At 67.7% G+C, this 23,453-nt stretch carries 9 protein-coding genes; all 9 read right to left on the reverse strand.

The window, feature by feature from the left end; all coding sequences use genetic code 11:
* Positions 1 to 36: 36 nt before the first annotated feature.
* The 9 genes from AC1VVK_RS14635 to AC1VVK_RS14675 are packed head-to-tail and all read right to left on the reverse strand — an operon-like array spanning position 37 to position 23,284.
* Positions 37 to 4,110, reverse strand: coding sequence for an LVIVD repeat-containing protein (locus AC1VVK_RS14635; RefSeq protein ID WP_482903533.1), 4,074 nt, complete (start codon positions 4,108 to 4,110; stop codon positions 37 to 39).
* On the reverse strand, positions 4,110 to 5,954 hold the full coding sequence (locus tag AC1VVK_RS14640) for a hypothetical protein (RefSeq protein ID WP_482903534.1): 1,845 nt from the start codon (positions 5,952 to 5,954) through the stop codon (positions 4,110 to 4,112). The genes AC1VVK_RS14635 and AC1VVK_RS14640 overlap by 1 nt, the downstream gene beginning before the upstream one ends.
* Before the next feature lies 1 nt (position 5,955).
* On the reverse strand, positions 5,956 to 7,944 hold the full coding sequence (locus tag AC1VVK_RS14645) for a heme-binding protein (RefSeq protein ID WP_482903535.1): 1,989 nt from the start codon (positions 7,942 to 7,944) through the stop codon (positions 5,956 to 5,958).
* Positions 7,944 to 9,269: a multiheme c-type cytochrome gene (locus AC1VVK_RS14650; RefSeq protein WP_482903536.1), complete on the reverse strand. Its 1,326-nt coding sequence runs from the start codon at positions 9,267 to 9,269 to the stop codon at positions 7,944 to 7,946. The genes AC1VVK_RS14645 and AC1VVK_RS14650 overlap by 1 nt, the downstream gene beginning before the upstream one ends.
* A gap of 23 nt (positions 9,270 to 9,292) precedes the next feature.
* Positions 9,293 to 15,538 (reverse strand): hypothetical protein, encoded by a 6,246-nt coding sequence (locus tag AC1VVK_RS14655; RefSeq protein ID WP_482903537.1) that lies wholly within the window; start codon positions 15,536 to 15,538, stop codon positions 9,293 to 9,295.
* The gene (locus AC1VVK_RS14660) at positions 15,535 to 17,340 is read right to left on the reverse strand and encodes a ShlB/FhaC/HecB family hemolysin secretion/activation protein (RefSeq protein ID WP_482903538.1); all 1,806 of its coding nucleotides are present in this window, start codon (positions 17,338 to 17,340) and stop codon (positions 15,535 to 15,537) included. The genes AC1VVK_RS14655 and AC1VVK_RS14660 overlap by 4 nt, the downstream gene beginning before the upstream one ends.
* Before the next feature lie 47 nt (positions 17,341 to 17,387).
* Positions 17,388 to 18,221, reverse strand: coding sequence for a hypothetical protein (locus tag AC1VVK_RS14665; RefSeq protein ID WP_482903539.1), 834 nt, complete (start codon positions 18,219 to 18,221; stop codon positions 17,388 to 17,390).
* The gene (locus AC1VVK_RS14670) at positions 18,208 to 20,247 is read right to left on the reverse strand and encodes a CHASE2 domain-containing protein (RefSeq protein ID WP_482903540.1); all 2,040 of its coding nucleotides are present in this window, start codon (positions 20,245 to 20,247) and stop codon (positions 18,208 to 18,210) included. Before AC1VVK_RS14670 ends, AC1VVK_RS14665 begins: the two co-directional genes overlap by 14 nt.
* 10 nt (positions 20,248 to 20,257) lie before the next feature.
* Positions 20,258 to 23,284, reverse strand: coding sequence for a CHAT domain-containing protein (locus AC1VVK_RS14675; RefSeq protein WP_482903541.1), 3,027 nt, complete (start codon positions 23,282 to 23,284; stop codon positions 20,258 to 20,260).
* Positions 23,285 to 23,453: the final 169 nt, after the last annotated feature.

The following is a 23,453-nucleotide window of genomic DNA, read 5'->3' on the forward strand; positions in this document are numbered from 1 at the left end:
AGGTGGGTGGGACGGGTGGGCGGCGTCCCGTGACAGTTACTGCCGCGGCACCCAGACGCGCATGTCGACTTCATCCGAAACCTTGAACGGCACACCCCGCCGGTTGAGGAACAGCCGCTCCATCTCCGCCCGCGTGAAGGGGCGGGAGCCGAGCCGGCCGAACACCGCGATCTGGCCGCCGGTCTCGTCCACCGCGCGGTCGCGATCTAGCCCCTTGGACAGCGCGCGCGCCGCGCTGGGGGTATGGGCCCAGGCGATCAGTTCGGGCATCGGCGCGGGGGAGAAGCCGTAAAAGTTCGGCTGACTGGAGGGGGAGGTCAATTGCACCACCTTCAGCCCGTTCACCCCGTCCGCCACATAGGCGAAGAGCGAGGCATTGGTGCTGCCCACCACTACGTCGGACGCATCGTTCATTACCCCGCCAAACGTCTCCTTGCGGTAGATCTGCGGCATCGATGGCCGCAGTACGTCCACGATCACCAGACCCTCCGGCCCGCCGGCCACATAGGCATATGTGCGCGCCACATAGAGGCGGCGCGCGTCGGTGAGGTGCACCGTGCCCGACGCCACGGCGACCGGATTGCGCAGATCGGTCACGTCGAACAGCTTCAGCCCCTCGCGGTCCGTCACCCAGAGGTAGCGGAACTGCACCGCGCTGGCCCGCGCGTCGTCCAGCGGGCGCACGGCGGTGACTTTCGGGTGGAGCGGATCGTGAAGGTCCACCGCGACGAGGCCGACCTTGGCGGTGATATAGGCCACTTCGCCCGCCAGCGTCACATGCCGTGCCCCGTCCAGCACGTGATCCGGGTTCCACGTCAGCGCGCGGGTCAGGCGGTTGTTGCGGAATTCGCCGTCCGCCAGCGTGTCGATATCGACCAGGATCAGGCCTTCCTCGCTGTCGGTCACGACGGCGTAGGAATAGATCGGCTCGAACGCCTGCTCCTGATTGGCATCGCGCAGGCTCATCGGCGTGCCGTCCGCCTTGTGCAGCGGCTGGCCCTTGGCATCGGCCAGCATGGTCGCGGCCATCTGGCGATTGCGGGTGGGGGCGATCGGCTGGGTGGTGGCGATCGCCATGCAAGTGGCGTTCTTGCTCTTGACCCCGGTATCCTGACCCAAGGGTGAGAACGGCGCGGAAATCACCGCATCCGACACGCCCTTGTTCGCCACCGAGGCGACGTCATAGACCTTGAAGCCGCCGCGCCCTTCGGCAACGAACATGTATTCGCCGCGCAATTGCAGACAGCCGACCTGATCGCGCGTGCCCTGCGTGACATTGCGGAACTGTTCCAGCGGACGCGTCTCACCCGAAAGCTTGGCATCGAACGTGCTGCCGCGCGTCCAGTTCTTCAGCTCACGCCCGTTCTGTTCGACATGCAGGCGCCAGTAATCGGGATAGGCATAGCGCTGGAGGTAGGAGCCGATCACCGCCTGCGGTTCATCCCATTCGGTAACGCGCACGGCCTCGAACCCGGCTTCGAGCCCGACCCATGAATTGAGCCCGACGAAGTTCACGAAATTGGTGCCCAGCAGCAGCGTCTGCGCCAGGATCGCGTTGTTGTCGTCCTTTTCGGACAAGTGGCAGTCCGAACAGGTCTTCGTCTCGGAAAGGCGGACCGTATGCGGGAAATGCGGCGCGAAGGCCTGGCTGGAAAAGCCCGCCGCGCTGATCGGCGGCTGCTGGATGTAGATCCGTTCCCGATTGGCATTGGTGGAGGACAGCACCAGCGCGGATGTGGAGCGCACAGGGGCCACTTCCGCGCCCTTGGTAGTCATGTGCTTGCCAAGCTGGAACATGTCGTCCCGCGCGACTTGCGGGTTGTAGGTGGCGAAGTTGCGCGTCTCCTCCCCCTCGAAGTGGTGGGAGGATGTTTTCCAGTTCGCTTCGATCGGCAGGTGGCAGCCGCCGCAACTGGTGGTCCACGAAAGATGGCAGGTGAAGCAGGCCATCTCCTCCGTCTTGTGCGCGCGGTCGGCCATGGGCACGCCGGGGCCGAAGCGGAACGAACCGTCATCCGCGCCCGAACGGCTCATCAGCTTGGCGCGCGCGGCCTTGGCGTTGAATTCGGGAGAGGCGGGGTCGACCGCGTTGACCACCAGCTTCACGTCCCACGAAAGATTGGGATCGACCACCGATCGCTGCGTCAGATGCCGTCTGCCGCCCGCATCGGTGCGCCATTCGAAACGGCGCTGGCCATCGGGATTGCGCAGCAGCGACAGATCGGTGCCCTTGGGTGGGGCGGCCGGGCCGGAGGTGAGCAGGGTGGGCAGCGCGTCCGCCGTGCCGTGGCAGTCCTTGCAGCCGATCTCCACCGCGTTGGCGACTTCGCCCTGGATCAGCCCGTTGCCGTGGGCATCCTGCGCGAAGTGGCAATCGGCGCACTGCATGCCCTTTTCGGCGTGGATGTCCATCATGTGGACGGCCTTGCCGGGATTGACGCCGGGCTTCACGAACTTGCCTTCCCCGGCGCGGCGCCACTTTTCCGGATCGTCGGGAGAGATGATGTGCGCCTTGTCGGTGCCCCAGGTGGCCATGTTGCCCCCGGCATCGAGCAGGTTGCCCGCGCGGTCCCGCTTGAAGATTGCGCGGAAGGCCCAGCCGTGGCCGTGGTAATCGGCGAACTGGGTGTCCTTCAGTTCGGGATTGAGATCGTAGAGGTTGCGCAGGAAGTCGATATCGCCCCACTTGCCGCGCGGGGCGGCGCCTTCGGGATTGCGATCGTTCACCGCGCGCACCTCGGCGGCGGTGGGATACTTCTGTTTTTCCGGCCACATCTTCGGCGCATCCGCCTCGTAATCCCACATCGTGTAGCCGAGGTAGGAATTCAGGAAGATGTTGGGCTGGTGCATGTGGCAGTTCATGCACTGCGCGGTGGGAATGGCGCGGGTGAACACATGCTGGAGCGGGTGGCCGCGTTCGCGCTTGTCCGCCCCCTGTCCACTTTCGGCGTCATGCCCGTCCTTGAGAGCGCCATGCGCGCCCCGCTGGGTGAGGGCGGCGATGGTGGGATCGCGGGTGATGCTCTGCCCGTCACGACCCAGGCTGGCATAGATCAGCGAGTGGCGTGGTTCGCGGTCGTTGGCATAGATCACGTGGCAGGCTGTGCAGCCGGAGGAGCGATAGTCGCCCGGCTGGTCGTTCGTGCCCATGAACCAGGTATAGGGATCGTTGAGGCGCGTCTTGTGGATGTTCAGCACCGGAATGGCCACGCGCAGGCCGGTGCCGGGGCCGCGGTTGGACTGCTTCAGGTCCGGCCGGCCCGGCTCCTCCAGCCGCTGGATCGATCCGGACAGGTTCGGCAGGCCTACTTCCGCAAAGCCGGACCCATTGGTGCGTCCACCTTGTTCGAACACGCGGAACACGTCGGCAGGGGGCATGACGTTCCATGTCGGCAGCGGATAGAGTGCCGCCAGCGCGCCGCGTGCCTCCTGCGCGGGCGTTACCGTGCCGGGCGGGGTTCCGGGGGAGAGCAGCTTCGCAGGCTCTCCCTTGGCGGTGTAGGCCTCCCCGAAGATGTAGTTCTTGAAGGGCGCGATGCCGTTGTTGTACGCCGCGCCGCCCCAGAGCATGGCGCCGGTCGCCATCAGCGATCGTTCCGCCGCCTCGATCGCGGGCATGTGGCAATTGCCGCAGGAATCGCGCGCCACGCGATAGTCGCCGGGATTGACGAAGCGGATGTATTCGGGCGCTTCCTTGTTCAGCAGGGTATAGCTGCGTTCCGGATTGGCGGAACTCGGCCAGTTCCAGCCGTGCGGATAGCGCGGCAGCACATGCGCCTTGTTCCGCGCGGCCACATAGTCGGGATGGTCGAAGCCCAGTTCCGGGCGGCCGCGCACGGCGGGATTGCCGCCGTGGCAATCCACGCAGCCCAATTGCACGGCCGGACTGGCATGCATCGAGGGTGCATCGGAATCGGTATGGCAGGTGAGGCAACCTGCGGATTTCGACAGCACATCCGCCGCGCTCTGCCGCGCCGGGGCGGCCGGCGCGCGGACCAGTGAATAATCGCGCGTGACGGGTCGTTCCTCGCTGCTCGCCATGAGCCGCGCCGCCGGAATGGCAAAGGCGGTCAGCAGCGCCAGAAGGAAGACGAGGCGGCTCAAGCGCATCAGTAACTCACGATCACATTGGCGAGCACCGAGTAATAGCTGCGGTTGCCCTGATTGTTGTCGAACAGGTCGCGGAAGCCCTTGCCTGCCACCAGCGTCGCGGCGCTGAGCCGCATGACGATGTTCTGCGTCGCTTTCGGCCGCCAGACCGCCGCCATCGACAGGTCCCAGCCGATATCGCCCGGGATCGAGCCTTCGTTGCGCAGCGTTTGCAGCACGGTGGTATTCTCGAACCACAAGTGGTTAGCATTGCCCGACAGGCGCAGCTCAGGCGTCAGGTCGAAGTCCGCGCCCGCGCCCGCCAGCATGGTGCCGGGGTTGTTGAAGTTGGACTGGCCCTGTTCCTTCGACGAGCGCAGCGAATTGAGAATGCCGTTGCGCCCGTTGATGGAGATCACCCGGCCGCCGCCGGCGAAAGGCACCGACTGGCGAATCCAGTAACTGGTGTCCGCACCGGCGAAGACCGGGTTTTCGAACACGGCATCGAAACCGGATTCCGTATTGTCGTAAGGATCGTGATCGCCGCTGGCCCAGAGGCCGGACAGGCGGAAGCGCATCCAGTCATGGTCGTAGCTCAGTTCACCGGCGGCGAAGAAGGCGCGGATGTTCGCCGGGCGTCCGGTGAAAATGCTGTCCCGATCCTGCCCCAGCGCGGCATAGGCCGATGCGGTGAGGTTCAGGCGGCCGACATGCCCATCGGCATTGTAGCCAAGGTAATAGACGTCATAATCGCGCCCGCGCAGATTGCCGATCAGCGCCGGGCGGACGGGGAAGCCGTTATCGTCGATCTCGATCCGGCCCGCCTCGCGATTGCGGTTGTAGGCCACTGTAATCTGGCTGGTCAGCGCCGGGATCAAGAAGTCCTGCCGATAGACGTTGGCAATGAACAGCAGATCGTCGCGCGGACGCTGGACCACCGAATTGAGGCCGGAATTGGTGTCCTTCTCCAGCCGCCAGAACGCGGCGAGGTTGTACTGGAAGCGGTTGCCGTCGCGGTTGCCGAACAGGCGAATGCCAAGCTGCTGGTCGTTGAACAGGAAGCCCCGGAAATCGGCCTGAAACGGTTGGATGCCGACGCGGATGGAATCGAAATCGTACCGGTCGGACACGTTGCGCAGGTGATAGTCCACGAACAGTTCCTGCACGCCCAGGAACTGGTCCGCGCGGTGCGAGGGCTTGCTGGGCTCCACATGCAGCACGCGCTTTTCGGGCACGTTCACGTAGTTGTAGTTGAATGCGAGGGCGACGCGGTACTCGATCTCCGGCGGCTTGAAGGCGGTGTTGCCCTTGGTCAGCCCGGCGCCGAGGATGAAGGTCTGCGAGAAGACGAGGCTGGCATCCTTGCCGAACACATCCAGACTGCCCGGCCGTTCGGTGGTCTGCACGCCCACGGGAATGGGGAAAGTGCGCGGTTCGAACACCATGTCCGATATCGCGGAGAGCGAGAAGAACCAGTCGTCCCCCGTGATCGGCAGCCATTTCACTTTGGCGCGGTCGATCGGGCGATCGCCCTTCAGGGTGTTCTGGTGATAGGGATCGAACCAGCGTTCCTTCACCACGCCCAGCGTTTCGATCAGGCGCCAGCGGTCCGGTACCGGGATCTGGTCGGTGGGAAAAGCCTCAGGCGGGGGGGCGCGCACGGCGCCGGGATTGTCCTGCGTGACGCGGTCGGGCAGCGGCGCCTGATAGCCGGGGCGGCGGCGGCCGGGAATCACGCCGTTATCGACATCCTCCGGCGCGGCTTCGCTGCCCGGTGCATTCAGCACCGGCGGCTCGCTTGCAGGAGTCGCAGCGGGCGGCGCCGCCTGCGCGACAATCAGGGGGACGAAAAGGGCGCTCAGCACGTCATAAGCCTTGGCAGACGTTCTGGTCGCTGGTGTCGAGGAACGGCGCGAAGGGGCAATTGATATAGCGCAGCCGCACGCCGCTGCCGTTCACGTTCACCACGATCTGGTCCGCCCGGATCGCCGCCGGGGCATTGCCCAGCGTGCCCAGCTTGATCCCGGCATTGTTGGTGCCGAGGAACGAGATCATGTCGTCCTGATCGATGCCGTCGCCCGACACGCCGATGGCGCCCACCAGCACATTGCCGCGATAGATCGGCACCGATCCGGGAAATATCTGGATGCCGTTCTGCAACCGGTTTTGGCCGCTGGCCGCATCGGGCAGGAAGGTGCAGCGCGCCTGCGTATCGGCTGCGCTGGCCCCGGTCACATAGTTCAGGTGCTGGCCAAGGTTGGTCAGCACCAATGCCGATTGCAGCCCGGTGGAGAACGGGTTCCACTGCGCGATCGGGCGCGAGAGCGGGCCGTTGGGATTGCCCACTTCGCCATCGGGGAAATAGGGGCGCGACAGGTTGCCGCCTGAGCGATCGGCAAAGGCGTATGTGCCGGTCAGCGCATTGGCATCGTTCAGGAACGTGCGCACTTTGCCGACGAAGCCCTGCACATCGGCGCTGGGATCGGCCAGGAGATCGCTACCCGCGTGGCTGCCAGAGAAGAACGCGGCGGTGCGCGCCTTCTGAAGCGAAACGTCCGCCCCGAAGATCGGCGCATCCGGCGCGCGGACAATGCCCAGCACCGCGCCGTGCGTATCGACCATGGAGATCGTCACTTGCGCGCGGCTGTCCAGCGGTTGACGGATCTGCGCGCGGGCGCGGGTCATGATCGCGAAGGCCTGTTCCAGCACCGTGCGCACTTCGTCGGCAGTGAGCGGTTGGGCCACGTCTCCGCCATCGGTGGCGGCGCGGATCGGGAAGCGATTGGCGCCGCTGCCGTCGGTCAGCACAAAGGCGTCACGGTCGGAAAACTCGGCGCTGGTGGAGGCGCGAATGCCGGAGCTTTCGGAGCCATAGGCGGTGCCTGCGCGCAAAGTGGCGGTCTCGAAGTAGCCGCGCACGGTGACGAGGCTGCCCAGCGCGGGCGCGGTCTGCGCGTATGTAGCGGCGGAAACGTCGAACAGGCCGGTGTAGACCGCGTCCGAATAGCGCAGCTGTGTGCCGTCCACATAGATGCGGTCGGCCTGAATGCTGGCAGGAGCTTCGAAGCCCACTGTGCCCGCCAGCGCGATCTGCTCGTCGGTGTCGGTATCGGTGTCCAGCACATTGGTATCGAGCGAATAGGCCCCGTCCGCACTGACGCCCACGCCGCCGACCAGCACGCCGTCGATATAGAGCGGAAAGCCTCCCGGATCGGCCGAAAGCCCCAGCGGAGAACGCTTGGGTCCGATCATCGCGGCATTGCCGGACGCCTGAAAACGCTGCGCGAAATCGGAGCAGGGAAGCTGGCTGAACTGCACGCCGAACAGCGGCCCGCTCTCCAACCCCACAGTGCTTGGCGCGGGCGGGAAGTGCTGCTGTACGATCATGCTGGCGGTGCGCGTGGAGAAGGCATTGCCACCGCTGGACAAGTACGCCCCGGTCACGGCCTTGGCGATGGCGGCGGCTTCGGATGGGACCGAAAGGCCCTGAATGTCGATGTTCTGGCCGTTCGGCGCATCGGGGATTTTCGCCGTGGCCGGGGCGCCGTTCATGCGGAACACGGCCAGCACGTTGCCCACCCGGTCCACCACCGCGATCGTGCCGGGATGGCCCGATTGGCTGGCCTGCGCGGCGGCCTGCGCGACGACTTTGCCCACTTGGGCCGATGTCAGCGCAAGCTGCGCGGGCGCGGTATATTCGCCCAGCACGGTGCCCGAGTTTCCGCTCGAAGAACTGCCGCCGGAGTTGCTGCCGCCCGAATTGCTTCCGGAAGTTCCGCCGGAAGACCCGTCACTCCCCCCGCAAGCGGTGAGCAGGGCGAAGGCGGCCATGGTCAGGATCGATCGCAGGCGCATCAGTGCAACGCCCCGATCGCGCGGGTGGCCTGCCCCAGCGCGGCGCGGAAGGCGGGGGGATCGAACCGCTCGGGCGCGGCGGTGGCGGCATAGGCGCGGTTGATCTCCGCCCGGATACCGGCGGCGGCGCCCACGGTAACGCGGCCGTCGCGCACCAGCGCGTTCAGCAGGGTGTCCACCGCCATCACCGCCTGCGCCGACCCAGTATAGTCGGTGAAGCGTGCGGCCGTGGTCTTGCCCGAAATCGCGGCGATCACCGAAAAGGCGGTGTCGCCCGGATAGCTGCGCGCGGCCAGCGTGTCGGAAAGCGTTGTGGCGGCGGTGCCCAGCGCTTGCGCGGCGACCACGCTTTGCGGGCGGCCCTTGGCCATGGCGGCATGGAACCCGCGCGCGGCGGCATCGAAACGCGCGGCTTCCGCCGGGGCGAGCGTGGCGGCAACGGCCGACAGCATGATCATGTTCTCGTCATTGAAGGGGGGATTGCCGAAGGGGATCGGCCGGCCGGGATTGACCTCGAACTTGCGGGTGGCGGCAGGATCGTCGCTGATCGGGCGGTGGCACGAATGGCAGTCGAAGAAGGTGAATTGCGGGAACAGGCCCTCGCTCGCCAGCGCGGGATCGGCGAAAAGCCGCGTCTGGCGGCGGATCGCCTCCGCCTGGCCGACGGCCCAAAGCTGCACGCTGTCCAGCCGGCCCTTGCGCTTCGCATAGTCGCCGTCGAGGTCGTAATGCGCCTGCAGCGCGGAGAACAAGTCGAGTTCGAAAGAAACGCGCGGGTGCCCGGCGGCCATCATCGCATGGGTGACGAACTGGCCCGGCTTGTCGCTGCCGTAATGGCAATCGAGGCAGACGCGGGCGCGCACTTGCGGCCTGTCCAGCGCGGTCATCCCGGCGGCTAGATTGCCGGCATGGCTGGCGGGCATGGCATAGTGGCTGGAAATCCAGCCGGAAGCCGCGCCGTGGCAGGATTCGCAGCCCACCCCGTCTGAGGCCTGATATCGCTCGCCGCGCATGGCGGCGGGCGCGTTGGTGGCATGGCAGCCGAGGCAGGCCGGGGCCGATGCCGCGCTGCCAAGGCCGAGCGCCGTCGCGATCCGCTGGCCGCGCGCGCCGGAAAGCACCGCCGTGGCGCGCGAGTGGGCACCGGCGGGGCTGGACGGGTCTTGCCACAGCCGCAGTTCATCCTGCCGCACGACTTTGCCGTCGCCTTCGCCGCGCCCGTGGCAGGTCGATCCCGCGCAACTGGCAACGCCAAGGTAGCTTGCCGCCTGTGCCATCGTTGCCGCCGTAAGACAGGTAAGCGCAATGACCAGTAACCGGGGCATCAGGGACTTTCGTTTCTTCGCAATCACTTGCTGCTGTCTCCCGCGCAACCTTGCGCGCCGGAAGGGCAACCGGCCTCCCAGAGGTCTTCGTTGCCGATGCCGGTGACGGGATCGTCGACCAACGGCAGGTTCTCGCCCGGCTGGAATTCGGGCACGTCGACCGTGATGGGCGACACGGTGATCTGCGCGAGCGGCGTGGTGGGCGTGTCATCGGGATCGAGAGCGCCCTGAAGGTCGCCCTTGGTTAGGACAGGGGCCACGATTTCGGGCTGCACGATCGGGCCGCAATTGCCGCCGATCGCGCAGCCGTTGACCGTCGAACCGGCGGCATAGGATCCGTTGACGGCGATAGTGCCCACGGTGTCGAGCCCGGTCACGATCTGGCCATTGGCATCGTAGGTAACGCCGTTGATGACGATCCGCGTGGCCCGCGATCCGGTGGCGATGGCGAGGGCTCCCACATTGAACCCGCGCCGATCGGCATAGGCGGTCGAGGCGCCCGTGTTCTGCACATAGATCCCGTCCCGCACCGTGGCGGTGATCGCTCCGGCACTGACGCCGCCGGTCCCGCTGGTGGCAGGCGGCGTGTCCATCGCCGCATTGATCGCGGCGATCCCGGTGGCCTGATCGAGCGCGGTAATGGCGGCGCTGCTGGCGACCACGAAGCGATCGGCATTGACGTTGAGGCGGCCTTGTCGTGCGCTCGCACTGTCCGCCAGCGCAATGCCGCCGGTGTCGGTCACCACTTCGAGACTGCCGGCGTCGATCCCGAGACTGTCGCTGGCCGAGGACGTTTGCAGGGCAAGCAGCCCGGTCACCGCGATCCGGCCGGGCGAGGACAGCAGCAGCGATCCACCGGTGCCGATCTGCGCCGATGCACCGAAGCTCAGGGAAAGGGCGTCCACCATCATGTCGCCCGGCTGGTTCGACTGCGCGGCCGCGACGGCTATCGACTGGTCGGCAAAGACCTGCGCGAATTCCGCAGCGTCGAGACTGTAACCGCCGGTCTGGGCGGTCCCTCCGAGCCACGTCGTGGTGTCGCCGGACGAGTTGGTGAAACGGACCGTCTGCGTCGTGCCGCGTCGGCCGACTTGCGCGCCCCGCCCGATGGCGATGTCTGCAGAGGCGACCGAGATCGTTGCCCCCGTAACCGCCCCGCCAAGCGTCGCGAGATTGCCTGCAGCAAGATCAATTCCCCTACCAGCGGTAAGGTCGCCATCCGCGGTGAGATCATGCCCGGCGGTAATCCTCATGTCCGCGCCAGCGGACAATGCTGCCGACATGGTGACATTCGCCCCACCGGAAATGGCGAGTGACCGACCGGCCTGCACCCGATCTCCAAGCGTCACGTCGCCGTTGGTGGCCGTAAGCGAGACGTTCCCGCCGCCATTCAGCATGCCTGCGGACAGGTTCCCCACGGCTTGCATAGTGATATCGCCGAACGCCGTGACAGGCGCGGAAGTCGCGATATCGCCGCCGGCCGTGTAGGTGATGGAATTGCCGCTCACGGCGGCAAGCGTGGTTATGTCCGCCCCGCTGGAGACGGCGAGCAGACCGCCGGCCTGCACGGTATCGCCAAGCGTCACGTCGCCGTTGGTGGCCGTAAGCGAGACGTTCCCGCCACCATTCAGCATGCTTGCGGACAAGTTCCCCACGGCTTGCATGGTGATATCGCCGAACGCCGTGACAGGCGCGGAAGTCGCGACATCGCCCCCGGCCGAGAAGGTGACCGAATTGCCGCTCGCGGCGGCAAGCGTGGTTATGCCTGCTCCGCTGGAGACGGCGAGCAGGCCGCCGGCCTGAACCGTATCGCCAAGCGTCACGTCGCCGTTGGTGGCCGTAAGCGAGATGTTCCCGCCACCATTCAGCATGCCTGCGGACAGGTTCCCCACGGCTTGCACGGTGATATCGCTGAGCGCCGTGACAGGGGCTGAAGTCGCGATATCGCCCCCGGCCGAGAAGGTGATCGAATTGCCGTTCACGGCGGCAAGCGTGGTTATGCCTGCTCCGCTGGAGACAGTGAGCAGACCACCGGCCTGCACGACATCGCCGAGCACCACGCCGCCATCGCCCGCAATGAGCGAAACATTCCCGCCGCCGCTCAATGCGCCGGCGGAGATGCCGCCGGTCGCAGTCATCGTCAGGTCTCCGGTCGCGGTGACCGGAGCGGAGGCCGTGATGTCGCCCCCGGTCGAGTATGTCACCGAACTCCCATTCACTGCGCCGTTTGAAATGACCTGCAAGTCGCCGGAGAGAGTGACGGCGCCCGTGGCATCGACCGTGTTAACGACGAGCCCACCGCCTGCCGCCAACGAGAGCGCGCCGCCCGTCGCATCCGCGTCTGCAAATGTCAGCATGCCGGCAGAGCTGATGCCGACCGAGCGGCCGGAAACGGTGACCACCCCGCTCAAAAGCATGTCGTCGATCGAAATCGCGCCCGTCGTCGATTGCAGCAGGACATCTCCGCCCGCTGTGATCTGGGAAAGGGCGATGCCGTCCGGCGCGGTGATCGAGACGTTACCGATGCTCTGAAGCGCGCCGGTTCCCGTGACCGCACCCTGCGTCGAGGATACGACGAGCGACCCGGTGCTTTGGAGATTTCCGACGACGCCTGTCATGGCAAAGTCGATATTGCCGGTCGCGGTAAGGGCGGTCTGGCCGTAGACCGTGATCGGTCGCTCCGCCGCTGCGCCGCTGAGCCCGAGGCCGTCGGCGCGGGCGGCGTCTCCTTCCGCGCGGGCAGTCAGGTTTCCGCCGATCGTCAGGTAGCCCCCCGAAGCCGCATTCGCGCTGCCGAGTTGGACAAGTCCCGCCACTGTCGGCGGCGGGGGAAGCAGCGCGCTGCCGCCCGGGAGTACCGAAGCATCGAGCGAGACGTTGCCGCCAATCCGCGCGTCGCCTGCTCGCGAAAGCAGCGCGGCGGTACCGCCGGTGGCCGTGCCGAGCGCGGCGCTGTCGGAGCCGCTGTAACCGGCGGTCGCGCCGGCGCCAACCGTGAGGTCTCCGCTGATGACGAGCGTGCCGCCCGCTCCCGACTGGTCGATCACGGCGCTGCCGCCACGGGCGTCTCCGCCCAGACCCGCGGCGCCATTGCCGTTTCCGCCCGTGCCGATAGCCAGCACGGTCACCGGGCCGACCAGCCCCATCGTGCCGCCACCGCTGTTGGCGATCATCGCGGAACCGCCCGTGCCGGAGCCGCCGGTCGCATCGTTCGAGAGACCGCCGCTGCCGTTGGCGCTGACGAGCGCCTGACCCTCGGCAAAGACCGCGCCGCCGGAGGCCTGCAACCGTGCCGTGCCGCCGATGGCGTTGCCCGCCGTGGCGGTGGTATCGGGGGCGGTGTCGCCAGCCAGCGCATTGGCCGAAACCGTCAGCATGTTGGCATAGACATTGAGCGCGCCGCCCGCGACGTCGATGGAGGCAAGGCCGCCCGTCGCATTGCCGGTGCCGAAGCCGCCGCCGTTATCGCCGCTGGTCCCCTCCGCCATTACGGTGAGCGCACCGTTCAGCGACATCGTGCCGCCGGTGATCGTGAGCGACGCGGTGCCGCCGGTGCCGCTGCCGCTGGTGGCGTTCCCGGCGGGCCCGCCGTTGCCACTGGCATTGACAGTGCCGGTGCTGTCCACCGCGATCGTGCCGCCCGCGAGGCTGATTTGCGCGGTGCCGCCGATGGCGCTGGCGCCTGCGCCCGTGTCGACCGTGCCGTAAACCCCGTCGATATAGCCCTGGAAATTACCCGAAGCGCTGGCATCGACCGAGAGCACGCCTGCGTAGCCGTAGCTGGAATTGGCGCGCACTTGCAGGGTGCCGCCGTTCTCCACGCTCAGCCGCGCGGTTCCGCCGGTCATCGTTCCGGCATCCTGCAAGGCGCCGACGCCTGAGACATTGGCAAGGACGGACACGTCACTGGAATCGAAGTTGGAGCCGTCGATCGAGAGCACTGCCTCGCCGCCGGTCAGCGACGGGCTGCTCAAGGGAACGGAACCGAGGCCTTCCAGGTTCATCGTCGCCAGGGCGCTGACCGTGGCGGAGCCTTCCATCGTGAGCGAGGAGCCGCCGCTCAGCGCGACGCCGGCGTGGCCCGCCGAAGCGAAGGCGCCGGGCTGCCCGTTCGTCGCGCCGCTGGCATCAGCTGTTACATAGAGTTCGCCGGTCAGCGTGACGGTCGCGCCGTTCAGCGCCAGATTGGCGCCACCGGTCAGGCTGCCGGTGGCGTTGCCGCCGATGCCGGAGCCGCCATCGACCCCGCCCGCATAGGCGTTTGCGTTAAGAGTGATGCCGTCCCAATCGTAAGTGCCGCCGGTTAGCGAGATCCCCGCAGTGCCGCCAAAACCATTGCCGGACTGGGCGGTGGAATCGCCGCCATGGCCGTCTGCGCCCAGCGAGACATAGCCGAAATCGAGCGCGCCGCCGCTGCTGACAAGCTCGGCCCGCCCGCCGTACCCATTCCCGCCGATGCCGTCTCCGCCATTACCGCCTCTGGCGGTGGCATCGATGCGGACATCGCCGTTGTAAAAGTTGCTCGCATTCCAGGCGGTGTTTGCGCCTGTCGAAATGGTGACGGAACCGCCGTATGCGTCTCCGCCCGCGACAGCCCCCCTGCCGCCTTCGCCTGAGGCGTAAACTTGCAGGTAGCCGCTGGTCAGGCTGCCATTGCCGGTCAGTGAAAGCTGGATCGTGCCGCCTCTGGCAAGGCCGCCCGCGCTGCCGGGATAATCGCTATCCGCGCCAAAGGCACTGGCGGTGAGGGCCAGGGATTGCATGTCCATCGGGCCGTCGCTGGCGATGGTGATCGTGCCGGCCGTTGCGCTGCCGCCGTCGATCGCATTCAGCCCGCCAACGGCAGTGACGTTGAAATCGCCATAAAGGGCATGGAGGCTACCGCCGCTGTTCGTCACCGATATGGTGCCGCCGACGGCATCGCCGCTGGCCGAAAGGGCATTGTCGAAGTCGCCCCGGGCCGAGAGCTCAAGAGCGCCGCCAATCGAGAATGTGCTGCCGGTGCCGACGTTGATCGCAATGGTGCCGCCGCGCTCGGCATAGCCGGCATAGGCCGAGAATGCGCTGGAAGTCGTCGGGTTGTTGTCGATGATCGAGGCACCGCCCAGCGCGTCGAGCTGGATCGTATCGATGGCGTTCAACTGTACGGAATTGTCGAACACCGTCTGGATCGTGGGGGCCACGTGGATGCTGCCGGTGACACTCGCCGTCATCGCCGAAGTGAAGTGGGCATCGCCGATGGTGATGTTGGAGGGATCGGCCGTGACGGCAGCGGCATCGACGCCGTCGATCCCGTGACCGGCGGTCAAGATCACGGCATTGCCGTCATCGGTGGCGGAGGCCGCCGCGTCGTAGCCGATGTTGCCCGAAAGCAGCATGGTCAGGCCATCGTTCTTGCTGACTGCGACCATGCGGATCACGCGCGGATCGGCGGCCCCGGCCGAGCTGCTGCCACCGGTCGAACCGGTATGGACGATGCCATTGGGATCGTCGGTGCCGGAAGAGACGGCGATATCGAACATGCCCGCGTTCATCGTGATGTCGGCGGCATTGGCGGCGACATAGGCGATGGGCCCGTCCGCGCGCACGGTGCCGCCCTGCTCGATGCGAGGGGAGACGATGGCGATGTAGGATCCGTTGTTCGGCGCCTGCGGGTTGAGGCTGGCAGTGATCTGCGCGCCGCCGGCGATGCTGACCAGCGAGGCCCCGTTCGAGGGCGCGGTGAAGCGGATCTCCCCGTTTGGGCCGTAAAGCCCGCCCGTCGTGTCGATGGGATCGGTGGTGAGCACCAGCCCGCCGACCGAGAACTGCGCAGTGGCCCCGACGATGATGCCGTTGGGCGAATAGAACCACACGTTGCCGCCGGTGCCGCCCAGCAGGTCGCTCTGCACGGTGCCGTTGAACTGGACGGCCGAATTGGTCGGCGCGCCCAGCGTGTCCTGCGTGACGATGCGGTTGAGCACGGTGTAGTCCGTGCCCGAAAAACCGCTGCCGGTGGTGAAGCTGGCGGTGGTGCCGCCGGGCTGGAAGTTGACCGGCCCGCCGCCGGAATCGGGCGCCACCCAGTCGATCACCGTCTGGTTCGAGCTGACCTGCACTTGCGTCGTGCCGATGCCGGTGTTGATCGTGGCGTTACCCGTGGTGACGGTTCCGGTGCCCTGGAACGACTGTGCCATCGCGGCGCGCGGGAGCAGTGCGGCGAGTACCAGCGCGGGAACGCTGGCACCGGCAAGCGCTAGCGTACGGCCTGAAATGCGGTTCTGGATCATGACGCATCCCACGGCAGCAGCCGTGCCCTGATGGTGAAGAGTATGCGCACGTCGCCGCGCTCGGCCTGAAGGCCGGTGCGGTTAAGCGGAACGGCGAACGAGAGATTGCCGTCGAAACGGTCGTTCCAGCGGCCGCGCAGGCCGCCGCCAGCGGTCCACGCCTCGTCCGGATTTTCGAGCGCGCCGGGCCGGTGGCGCCATGCCCAGCCGGCATCGACGAAGGCATAGGGCTGGACCACGAGCCCGCCGCTGCGCCGCCCCGAAAGCCGCCCGTAGCGCACCTCGAACGCGGCGCCGATACCGCTGTCTCCCGCGACCGTGCCCGGATCGAGGCCGCGCCCGATGGTGTAATTGCCCAGGCTGAACTGCTCGTAGGACAGCAGCGTGTCCGGCGAATATTGCGCGCGGGGGGAGAGGGCGAGGGTAATGCCCGGCACCGGCCGGAACTCGGCATTGACCTGCGCGCGCATCACGAAGGCGCTGGGATCGGCAAGCTGGTTGCTGATCGGCACATGCGGCGCGAGGCACTGGGTGATCGGCGTGCAGTCATCGCTGGCGCCAAGCCCGCTGAGCCCCTGCCGCAGTTCGGCCAGCCCGCCCAGCCGCCAGCGCGGCTCGCCCAGCGAAAAGCGCCCGCGCCCGAGCAGGCTGTTGCGGTCGATGGTGTCGAAGGCGAGGCGGCCGTAGAGCACGCGCAGACGGTCGCGCGTGAACGGCGCGCCTGCATAATCGAGGTCCTGATCGACCACTTCCAGCCCGGCTCCTGCCCGCACGGACAGCGCGCGGCGGCGGACCAGCGGATACGTGAGGCCAATGTCGCCCACCACCGTCTCGGTCTTGAAGCGCAGCGGGCCCGAGGGCTTCGAAACACCCCACAGGATATTGCCGCCCAGCCGCAACCCGCTGGTGCCGATGGCGAATTCGTGGCCCGCCTGAAGCACGGTCTGCTCATCGAAATCGAGCGTGTTGAACAGGCTGAAGCTGGTGCGGTCGGCCAGCCCGGTCAGCCCGTTGAGCGCAGCCTGCACGAAGACGCCGGTGGGCCCGGTGCTGCTGGAGCCGAGGTTCTGGATGCCGATGCCCAGTTCGAACGGACGGCGGTGAACCAGCAGGTCTCCCACCACGTCGCCCGGCTTGCCCTTGGCGGGGCGCAAGGTCAGGCGCACTTCGTAGCCCGGCATGTCGCCCAGCAGCAGCAACTGGCGCTCGGCCTGATGGGTGTTGAACCAGGGCTCATGCGTCAGCCGGTTCAGATAGGCGGCGATCTGCTTCTCGGCCGGGCCCGGCCTGCCACGCACCTGCACTTCGACAAGGTGGGCGACCATCACGTCGAAATGGACGGTGCCGTCCTTCTCGATCCGCTGCGGCGGGATCTGCACGGCGGCAAGGTAGCCCAGCGCGCGCAGCGCCGTCGCCGCGCGGTCGCGCACTTCGCAGAGCGCGGAAACCGGCAGGTCCTTGCCCGCCATGTCCCGCCAGGTATCGTCGAGGATCGCCGGATCGACGGCCTTCAATCCGCCGAATTCGACCCGGGAGAACCGCACGCGGGTTGCGGCAAAACCGGGCGCGGCAAGGGGGCAGGGGCCGCGCTCGATATCGTCGTCGATGGTCAGGCGGGGGCGAGCGGGCGTGGCCGGCGGGGTTTCCTGCCCGGCCTTCAGTTCCTCGCGCGTCTGCGGAGTGGGCAGCGGAAGCGGAGCCGCCACCTGGGCGAGCGCCATCCCCGGCGCCAGCAGCGCGGAGAGCGCCCCGCCGACGCCGGAAACTCGCAGCCATTCCCGATGCGAGGCATTCGGTTTCATTTCACATTCCCCCTCGCCGGACTTCCTCTGTCCGGCCGATCGTCAATTCATTGCGGTAGCGTGGCCCCGTCGGTAGCGCCGTCCGTGGCGCCATCGCTCGGCCCTCCGGTTGGCTCGCCGATCGCGCTTTCGTGCGGCCCGTCGCTGGGAAGCGCCAGAGCATGGGTCAGTACCGCGAGCTGTCCGTTGCAGCCGCGCCCCATCAATTGGGAGGCCAGCTGTTCGGGATCGCGCGGGGCCTGGGCAATGACCGAGAAGGTCAGGTCCACGGGCGGAGCCGATCCGTCCGACACTTCGTAGGATGCGCCGTCCTCGGCCGGGGCGGCAGTCTCGTCCCAGGCGGCGACTGTGGACTTGTCGGCAAAGGCCAGTGCGGTGCGCTTTCCGGCCGGCTTGTGGTTCACGACGGCAGCCGTGCTGTAGCTGACCGCGCCCTCCATCTCCGGTCGCCAGGCGCGGATCGGAACTCCGGCAATCACGCAGACCGGACCGGGCACCGTCACGTCGACGTACCACAGATTCGGACGCAGCGGCTGGCCGTTGGGCCCGGCGCCGCGCACGGCTCCGGTGCGCACGCGGCTGGCGTCACGCTGCTGGGTGAGGGCGACGAACGTGCTGCTGCGGCTGGCACCGGCAGGCGCGCCGACCGTGTAGGTGCCTGCGCCCTTGAGTACGCGCGTGCCCTTGGCGTCGAGAATGGTGACGCTGTCCGAGGACTTGAGCGTGACGGAAGCCGTGTCCGGCAGCTTGCGGCCGGGCGGATAGTCCTTGGCCGATGGGCCGCTGGAGGCAACGACGATACCCGCCATGGCAACAGCCGGAAGTGCGGCAACGATCAGTGCGGCGCCCAGCGCCAGCGGGCGGCGGTCAAGCCAGAACATAGGCTTTCTCCCCTTGGAGTTTACGGGTTCGTTCGAGCAGGCAGGCAATCGGCTTGTCATCGGGCCGGGCCGCCGTGAGCAGGGCCAGCCCCCCGGCAGCGGCGGCGGGATCGCTGTCGATCAGCGCCACGGCCGCTTCGAGCGCTTCGCGCTCATCAGCGGGCATGTCCGGCATGGGTTCGAGGATATCGACCGGGCGGGCGCGGCCGCGCAGCACCACGCGGCCAAGCGGGCGCCACCAGTCCAGCCCGGATCGTTCGGCGAACTCGCGGCTTACCACTACCGAGGTGCCGAGCGACTTGTTGGCCGATTCCAGCCGGGACGCGGTGTTCATCGCATCGCCCAGCGCGGTGTACTGGATGCGCCGCTCGCCGCCGAAGTTGCCGACCACGGCCTCGCCATAGTGGGCGCCGACGCGGGTGCGGCCGATGGGGGGCAGCGCGGGATCGACGGAGCGCCGGAAATCCTCGCCCGCCTGCCACATGGCGAGCCCGCAGCGGGCGGCTTTCTCGCCGTCGTCCGGCCGGGGGATCGGGGCGCCCCAGAAGGCAACCACGGCATCGCCGACGTATTTGTCCACCAGCCCGCCATGGTCGAGCACCACGCGCGTCAGCCGGTCGAGATAGTCGTTGAGCAGCCGCGCCACCACTTCCGGTTCAAGCTGGTGCGAGAGCGTGGTGAAGCCCTCCAGATCGCTGAACAGGATGTAGAGTTCGCGCTTGCTGCCCGAGAGCGTGAGCCGTTCGGGATTGTCGATGATTTCCTGCGCGATGTCGCGCGGGAGGTACTTGCCGAGCGCGTCCTGCGCGAAACGCCGCTCGACCGCGCCCGATGCGCGCACGGCGCTGGACACGGCGGTAAAGGCAAGGATCCAGCCCGCCACCCAGCCGAAAGCCGGGGTGCCGTATGTCTCGACCCCGCGCCACTGGAGCAGGAACGGCAGGCCGCCGATCACGACAAGCTGCGCGGCAAGCAACGGCGCCATGCGCCAGACCCGCGCGTCGACGAGTGCGGTCAGCATGGCGGCAAGGATCACCAGCAGGGCCACGGCCCAACGCTGCCAGGGCGCGACTTGCGTCATCCGCGCGCCGTCCAGCATCTGGGCGATGGTGGCGGCGTGGACCTCGATCCCCGGCACGGTCGATCCGGTATAGGCGGTGAGCGAGGTGGTCACCTGATCGGTGTCGATGATCTCGCCGCCGATCAGGACGTAGCGGTCCTTGATCTGCGCGGCGAGGGCGGCGGCCATGTCTGGATCGTCCAGCGCCGCGAAGAGGTCGATCGGCAGCATCGAGAAGACCGGCGCATCGGTGGCGGCGCGGCGATAGCGGATCGATCCGGCATAGCCTTCGAACGCGCGCGTCCGCTCCGCGTCAGGCCCGGCTTCGACCATGGCACGGCCGATCAGCGGGGGCAGGCCGGGCTCGATGCTGGGCCAGACGCGCGTGGCGCCCTGATAGTTGGACAGGCGGATAGAGGCGGGGTGCGCCTGCGTGCCATGAAGCCGGGCGAGCAGGCCCTTGAGGTACTGCTGCTGCTCGTAATTGATATCGTCCTTGTTGGTCGCCGTGTCGGCATAGGCGACGAAAGTCGGCGTGCGCATGGCACGAAGCTGGCCGACCAGCGCCTCGTCCTCGTCCTGCGGCTGGTCGAACAGGACGTCGATGCCGATGGCTTTCGCGCCCATGCCGTCAAGTTTTTGCAGCGCGCGGGCGAGCAGGCCCCGGTCCAGCGGAGAGCGCTTCTTGGCGGCGATCAGCGTCTGGTCGGTATAGGCGACGATCTGGATGCGCGGGTCCTGATCGACCACGGGCGCGGTGACGAAGCTGCGCAAGTCGTAGAGCGCGTCCTCGGCATTGCCGACCACCGGCAAGTCCCAGCTGAAGCGCGTGATCAGCAGCGCGGCCACCAGCATCAGCGCGGTCGCCGCAAGCTGCCGTCCGCTTGCCGCGCGCACGTTGCGCCAGCCTTTGCGGAGCAGGCCGCGCCAGCCGGTGCGGTTGGAGGAGGTCGAAAGTTCGGTCAAGGCCTGTGTCTCAGCGCCCCGGCACCGGGCGGGCGGCATCGCCGATGATCGCGAAACCCGCCCAGTAATAAGGGTGCGAGGTTGCCGGATCGTCCATCAGGCGGCGCTGTGAGGCCGTGAAGGCGGCGCCGATCGATGTGGCCTGTCCGGACTGGTAGAAGCCGTTGAACAGCCGCTCGGTGGCGCTGTAATCGTCCGGCGCGGGCCAGTGGCTGGCGATCACCTGACGGCCCCCGGCAGCAATGAAGGCGCGTACCAGACCGTCCAGCGCCTGCCCGCCGCCGCTCGACAGGCCCGCTTCGCGCGTGGCGTCAAGGCTGGCCCCGGAGGCGGTGTCGCAGGCCGAGAGCACGACGAGGTCGGCATCGAGGTGCAGGTCGAAGATCTCGCCGAACGAGAGCAACCCGTCCGAACCGGCGCCGCCGAACGAGGTCAGCAGGGCGGGGCGTACCGGGCAGCCGGTGTGCGGCGCGGTGACGAGGCCGTGGGTTGCGAAATGGACCACGCGGAACGTCGCCAGGTCTCCGCGCGCCTCGATCGCGGTGTCGGTGAAAGCCGAGCCGGTCATCAGCGCGGTGCCGCGATTTCCGAAGAGCCCGGCCGCCTGCTGGAGTTCGAGCGGCGAGATCGGCTGGTTCCACGTCGAAACCGGCCAGGAACAGTCGCTGTCGATGGCGGTTTCGCCGCCCGAACGCAGCATCGCGTGCTCCGCTACTGGCCCCAGCGGGACATTGTTGCCAAGGCCGAGATAGGCGCGCTGGGCCTTCGAGGCCGGTGCTGCCCGCGCGTCGCGGAAGCTGGCTGCCGACAGCGCGGTGGAGACCGCAAGGTTGCGGCCGAGCCAGCCGATGCCGGTGAAATCGTACTCGTCGCCGCCGGCCTTGACCCGCGCGTGATAGGCGGCAACGCCCTTGCCGTCGTCGGTCAGCAGGTTGATCGGCAGGCGCTTCAGCGCGCCGTCGGGCTCGAAGATCAGGTGCGAGAGGCCGGCGATCCGCTCGCGAGCGGGGCCGAGCAGAGCCTTGTCCAGCGTGACGGCCGTGTCCACGTCGAACGGATAGGTGGACTGCACGCCGTTGATCGTCAGCGAGATCGAATCGCGCAGGGTGTTCACCGCCTGCTCGGTCTGCGCCGCGTCCATGGCGGTCTTCCACGCGAGGACCTGATCGGTGCCCGCGTCGAAATAGATCGCGTAGATGCCGCCCGCGAGCTGGGCGAGCTTGAGATAGCCCTCGCCGGGTTCGAGCCCGCCGCGCATCTCGGCCAGCGGCACCGTGCGCTGGGCGACCGCGCGGTAGCGGGGATAGGCGGCGAGCGCCTGCATCGCTTCAAGCTGCGCCTGTTCGAGCTGGGCCTGCCGCGTGCGCAGTGCGTCGAGCGCGGCGGTGGCGGTTTGCTGGCCGCTCGGATCCGGCTGGCCGAGGCGGGCGATCTCGATCCGGATGCGTTCCAGTTCGCGGCTCAGCCCGAGCGAGCGGCGATAGAGCGTGGCGGCATCGTCCGATCCGCCGGCAAGCTGGCGCGAAAGCTGGCTCAGCGTATCCGCCGCGCCTGAGGATTCGAGCAGTTGCGATGCCTCGAACAAGGCAGCCACGGCATCGCGGTCATGGGTGCCCGCTTCCCCGCCCGAAAGCAGGTCGAAGTAGGGGCGCATGAGGTTTTCCATGCCCACCAGCGCGCCGTGGCTGGCCACGGTGTCGGCCACGACCGCGCGGTAGAGCGCGAGCGCCGGTTCACGCTCCCCGCGCCGGGCGAGGAAGCCCGCAAGCCGCGCGCGCACGACATTGACCGAGGCGCTATCCGGATAGCGGCTGTCGACCAGATCAAGTGCCGCGCGCAGGCTGCTTTCGGCGGCGCCGAAGCGGCCCTGCGCCTCATCCACCAGCGCGATTTCGGAGAGGATCTGCGCGCGCATGCGGGTGGCCGAGACGATGCGGCCGTCCTGCACTTGCAGCGTCTGGCGCTGAGCGGCTTCCAGCGCGGTGCGGGCATCGTCCGGGTGGCCTTGAAGGCGCAGGACGGTGCCGCGAAGCTGGAGCGCCTGCGCATCGATCAGCGCGGCGCGGTCCTGCGGCGAGAGCGTGCCCGGCTGGCCCAGCAGCCCGGTGAGCTGCGCCGCCGAACCGGCATTGAGCCCATCGGCCGTCCGCCGGTCGATGGTAAGCGCGCCCTCGGCCGAAACGGTGGGCACGAACTGCGGCACCGAACGGTCGAGCGCCGCCAGAGCCTCGTCCAGAGCGCCGCGGTTGATGGCATCTATCGCGCTGTAATTGCGGGCAAGGCGGGCCTGTACCGGATCGGCCAGCTTCATCGCCTCGGCCTCGGCAAAGCGGATGCGGGCCTGCGTGAAGTCGCCGAGATTGGAAAGCTGGAGCGCGTAATTGATCAGCGCTTCGTGCCGCCGGGCGGGCTGCTGCGCACTGTCGCCGCCTTGCATCTGGGCTAGCAAGGCCGGGGCGGCGGCGAAGAACTCGGCCGCTTCGGCATAGGACCCGGCGCTGTTGCCGCGATAGCCCTGACCCAGCAATTGCGCGGCGTCGCCATTGGCCGCGCGGGCCTTGGCAAGGCTCAGCGCGTCGGCGCCGCCGAGGTTGGCGATGGCGACCGAACCGCTGGCGACGCGGTCATCGACCAGCGAGGCAAGGGCGAGGCGCAGTGCCGGATCATAGGCCGCCAGTCCTTCCACCGCGACAATGCCGTCTGCGGTGCGCCGCCGGTAGACGCGCCAGGAAAGACCGGTGCGGCTTCCGGTGCAGGTAGCGCCTTCGGCGGAAAAGGCGGCGGCGGGATCGAGGCAGGCCAATGCTTCGTCGCGCGTGCCCTCAAGCCGGGCGGCGGCGTCCGTCCCGCCCCGCAATTGCCATGCGCTGCCTACCGGGCGGGTGACGTCGGCGCAGAGGATCGCCCATTTCCGATCGAACACCGAAGCGCGGGCCGCGCCCATTTCCACGCCCTGCACCTCGCAGGCCGGACCGGCGCCGCCGATCGAAAAGCTTTCCGCCGAAGAAGGACGCGCGGGGGAGGAACGGGAAGGCACAGGTGCCGCCTGCGCGCCCACTATTCCTGCACACCATGTCAATGCGCCCAATCCCCAGAGGATTGCCGCAAGACCGCACCTGCCCGCCACGTCGATTTCCCCCCGATGCCGAAATGGTTCGCCATGGATTTCCACGGCGAATGAATCGGGCACGTCTATTTGAAATCCC

This window comes from Novosphingobium sp. BL-S-32 (genome assembly GCF_056857055.1).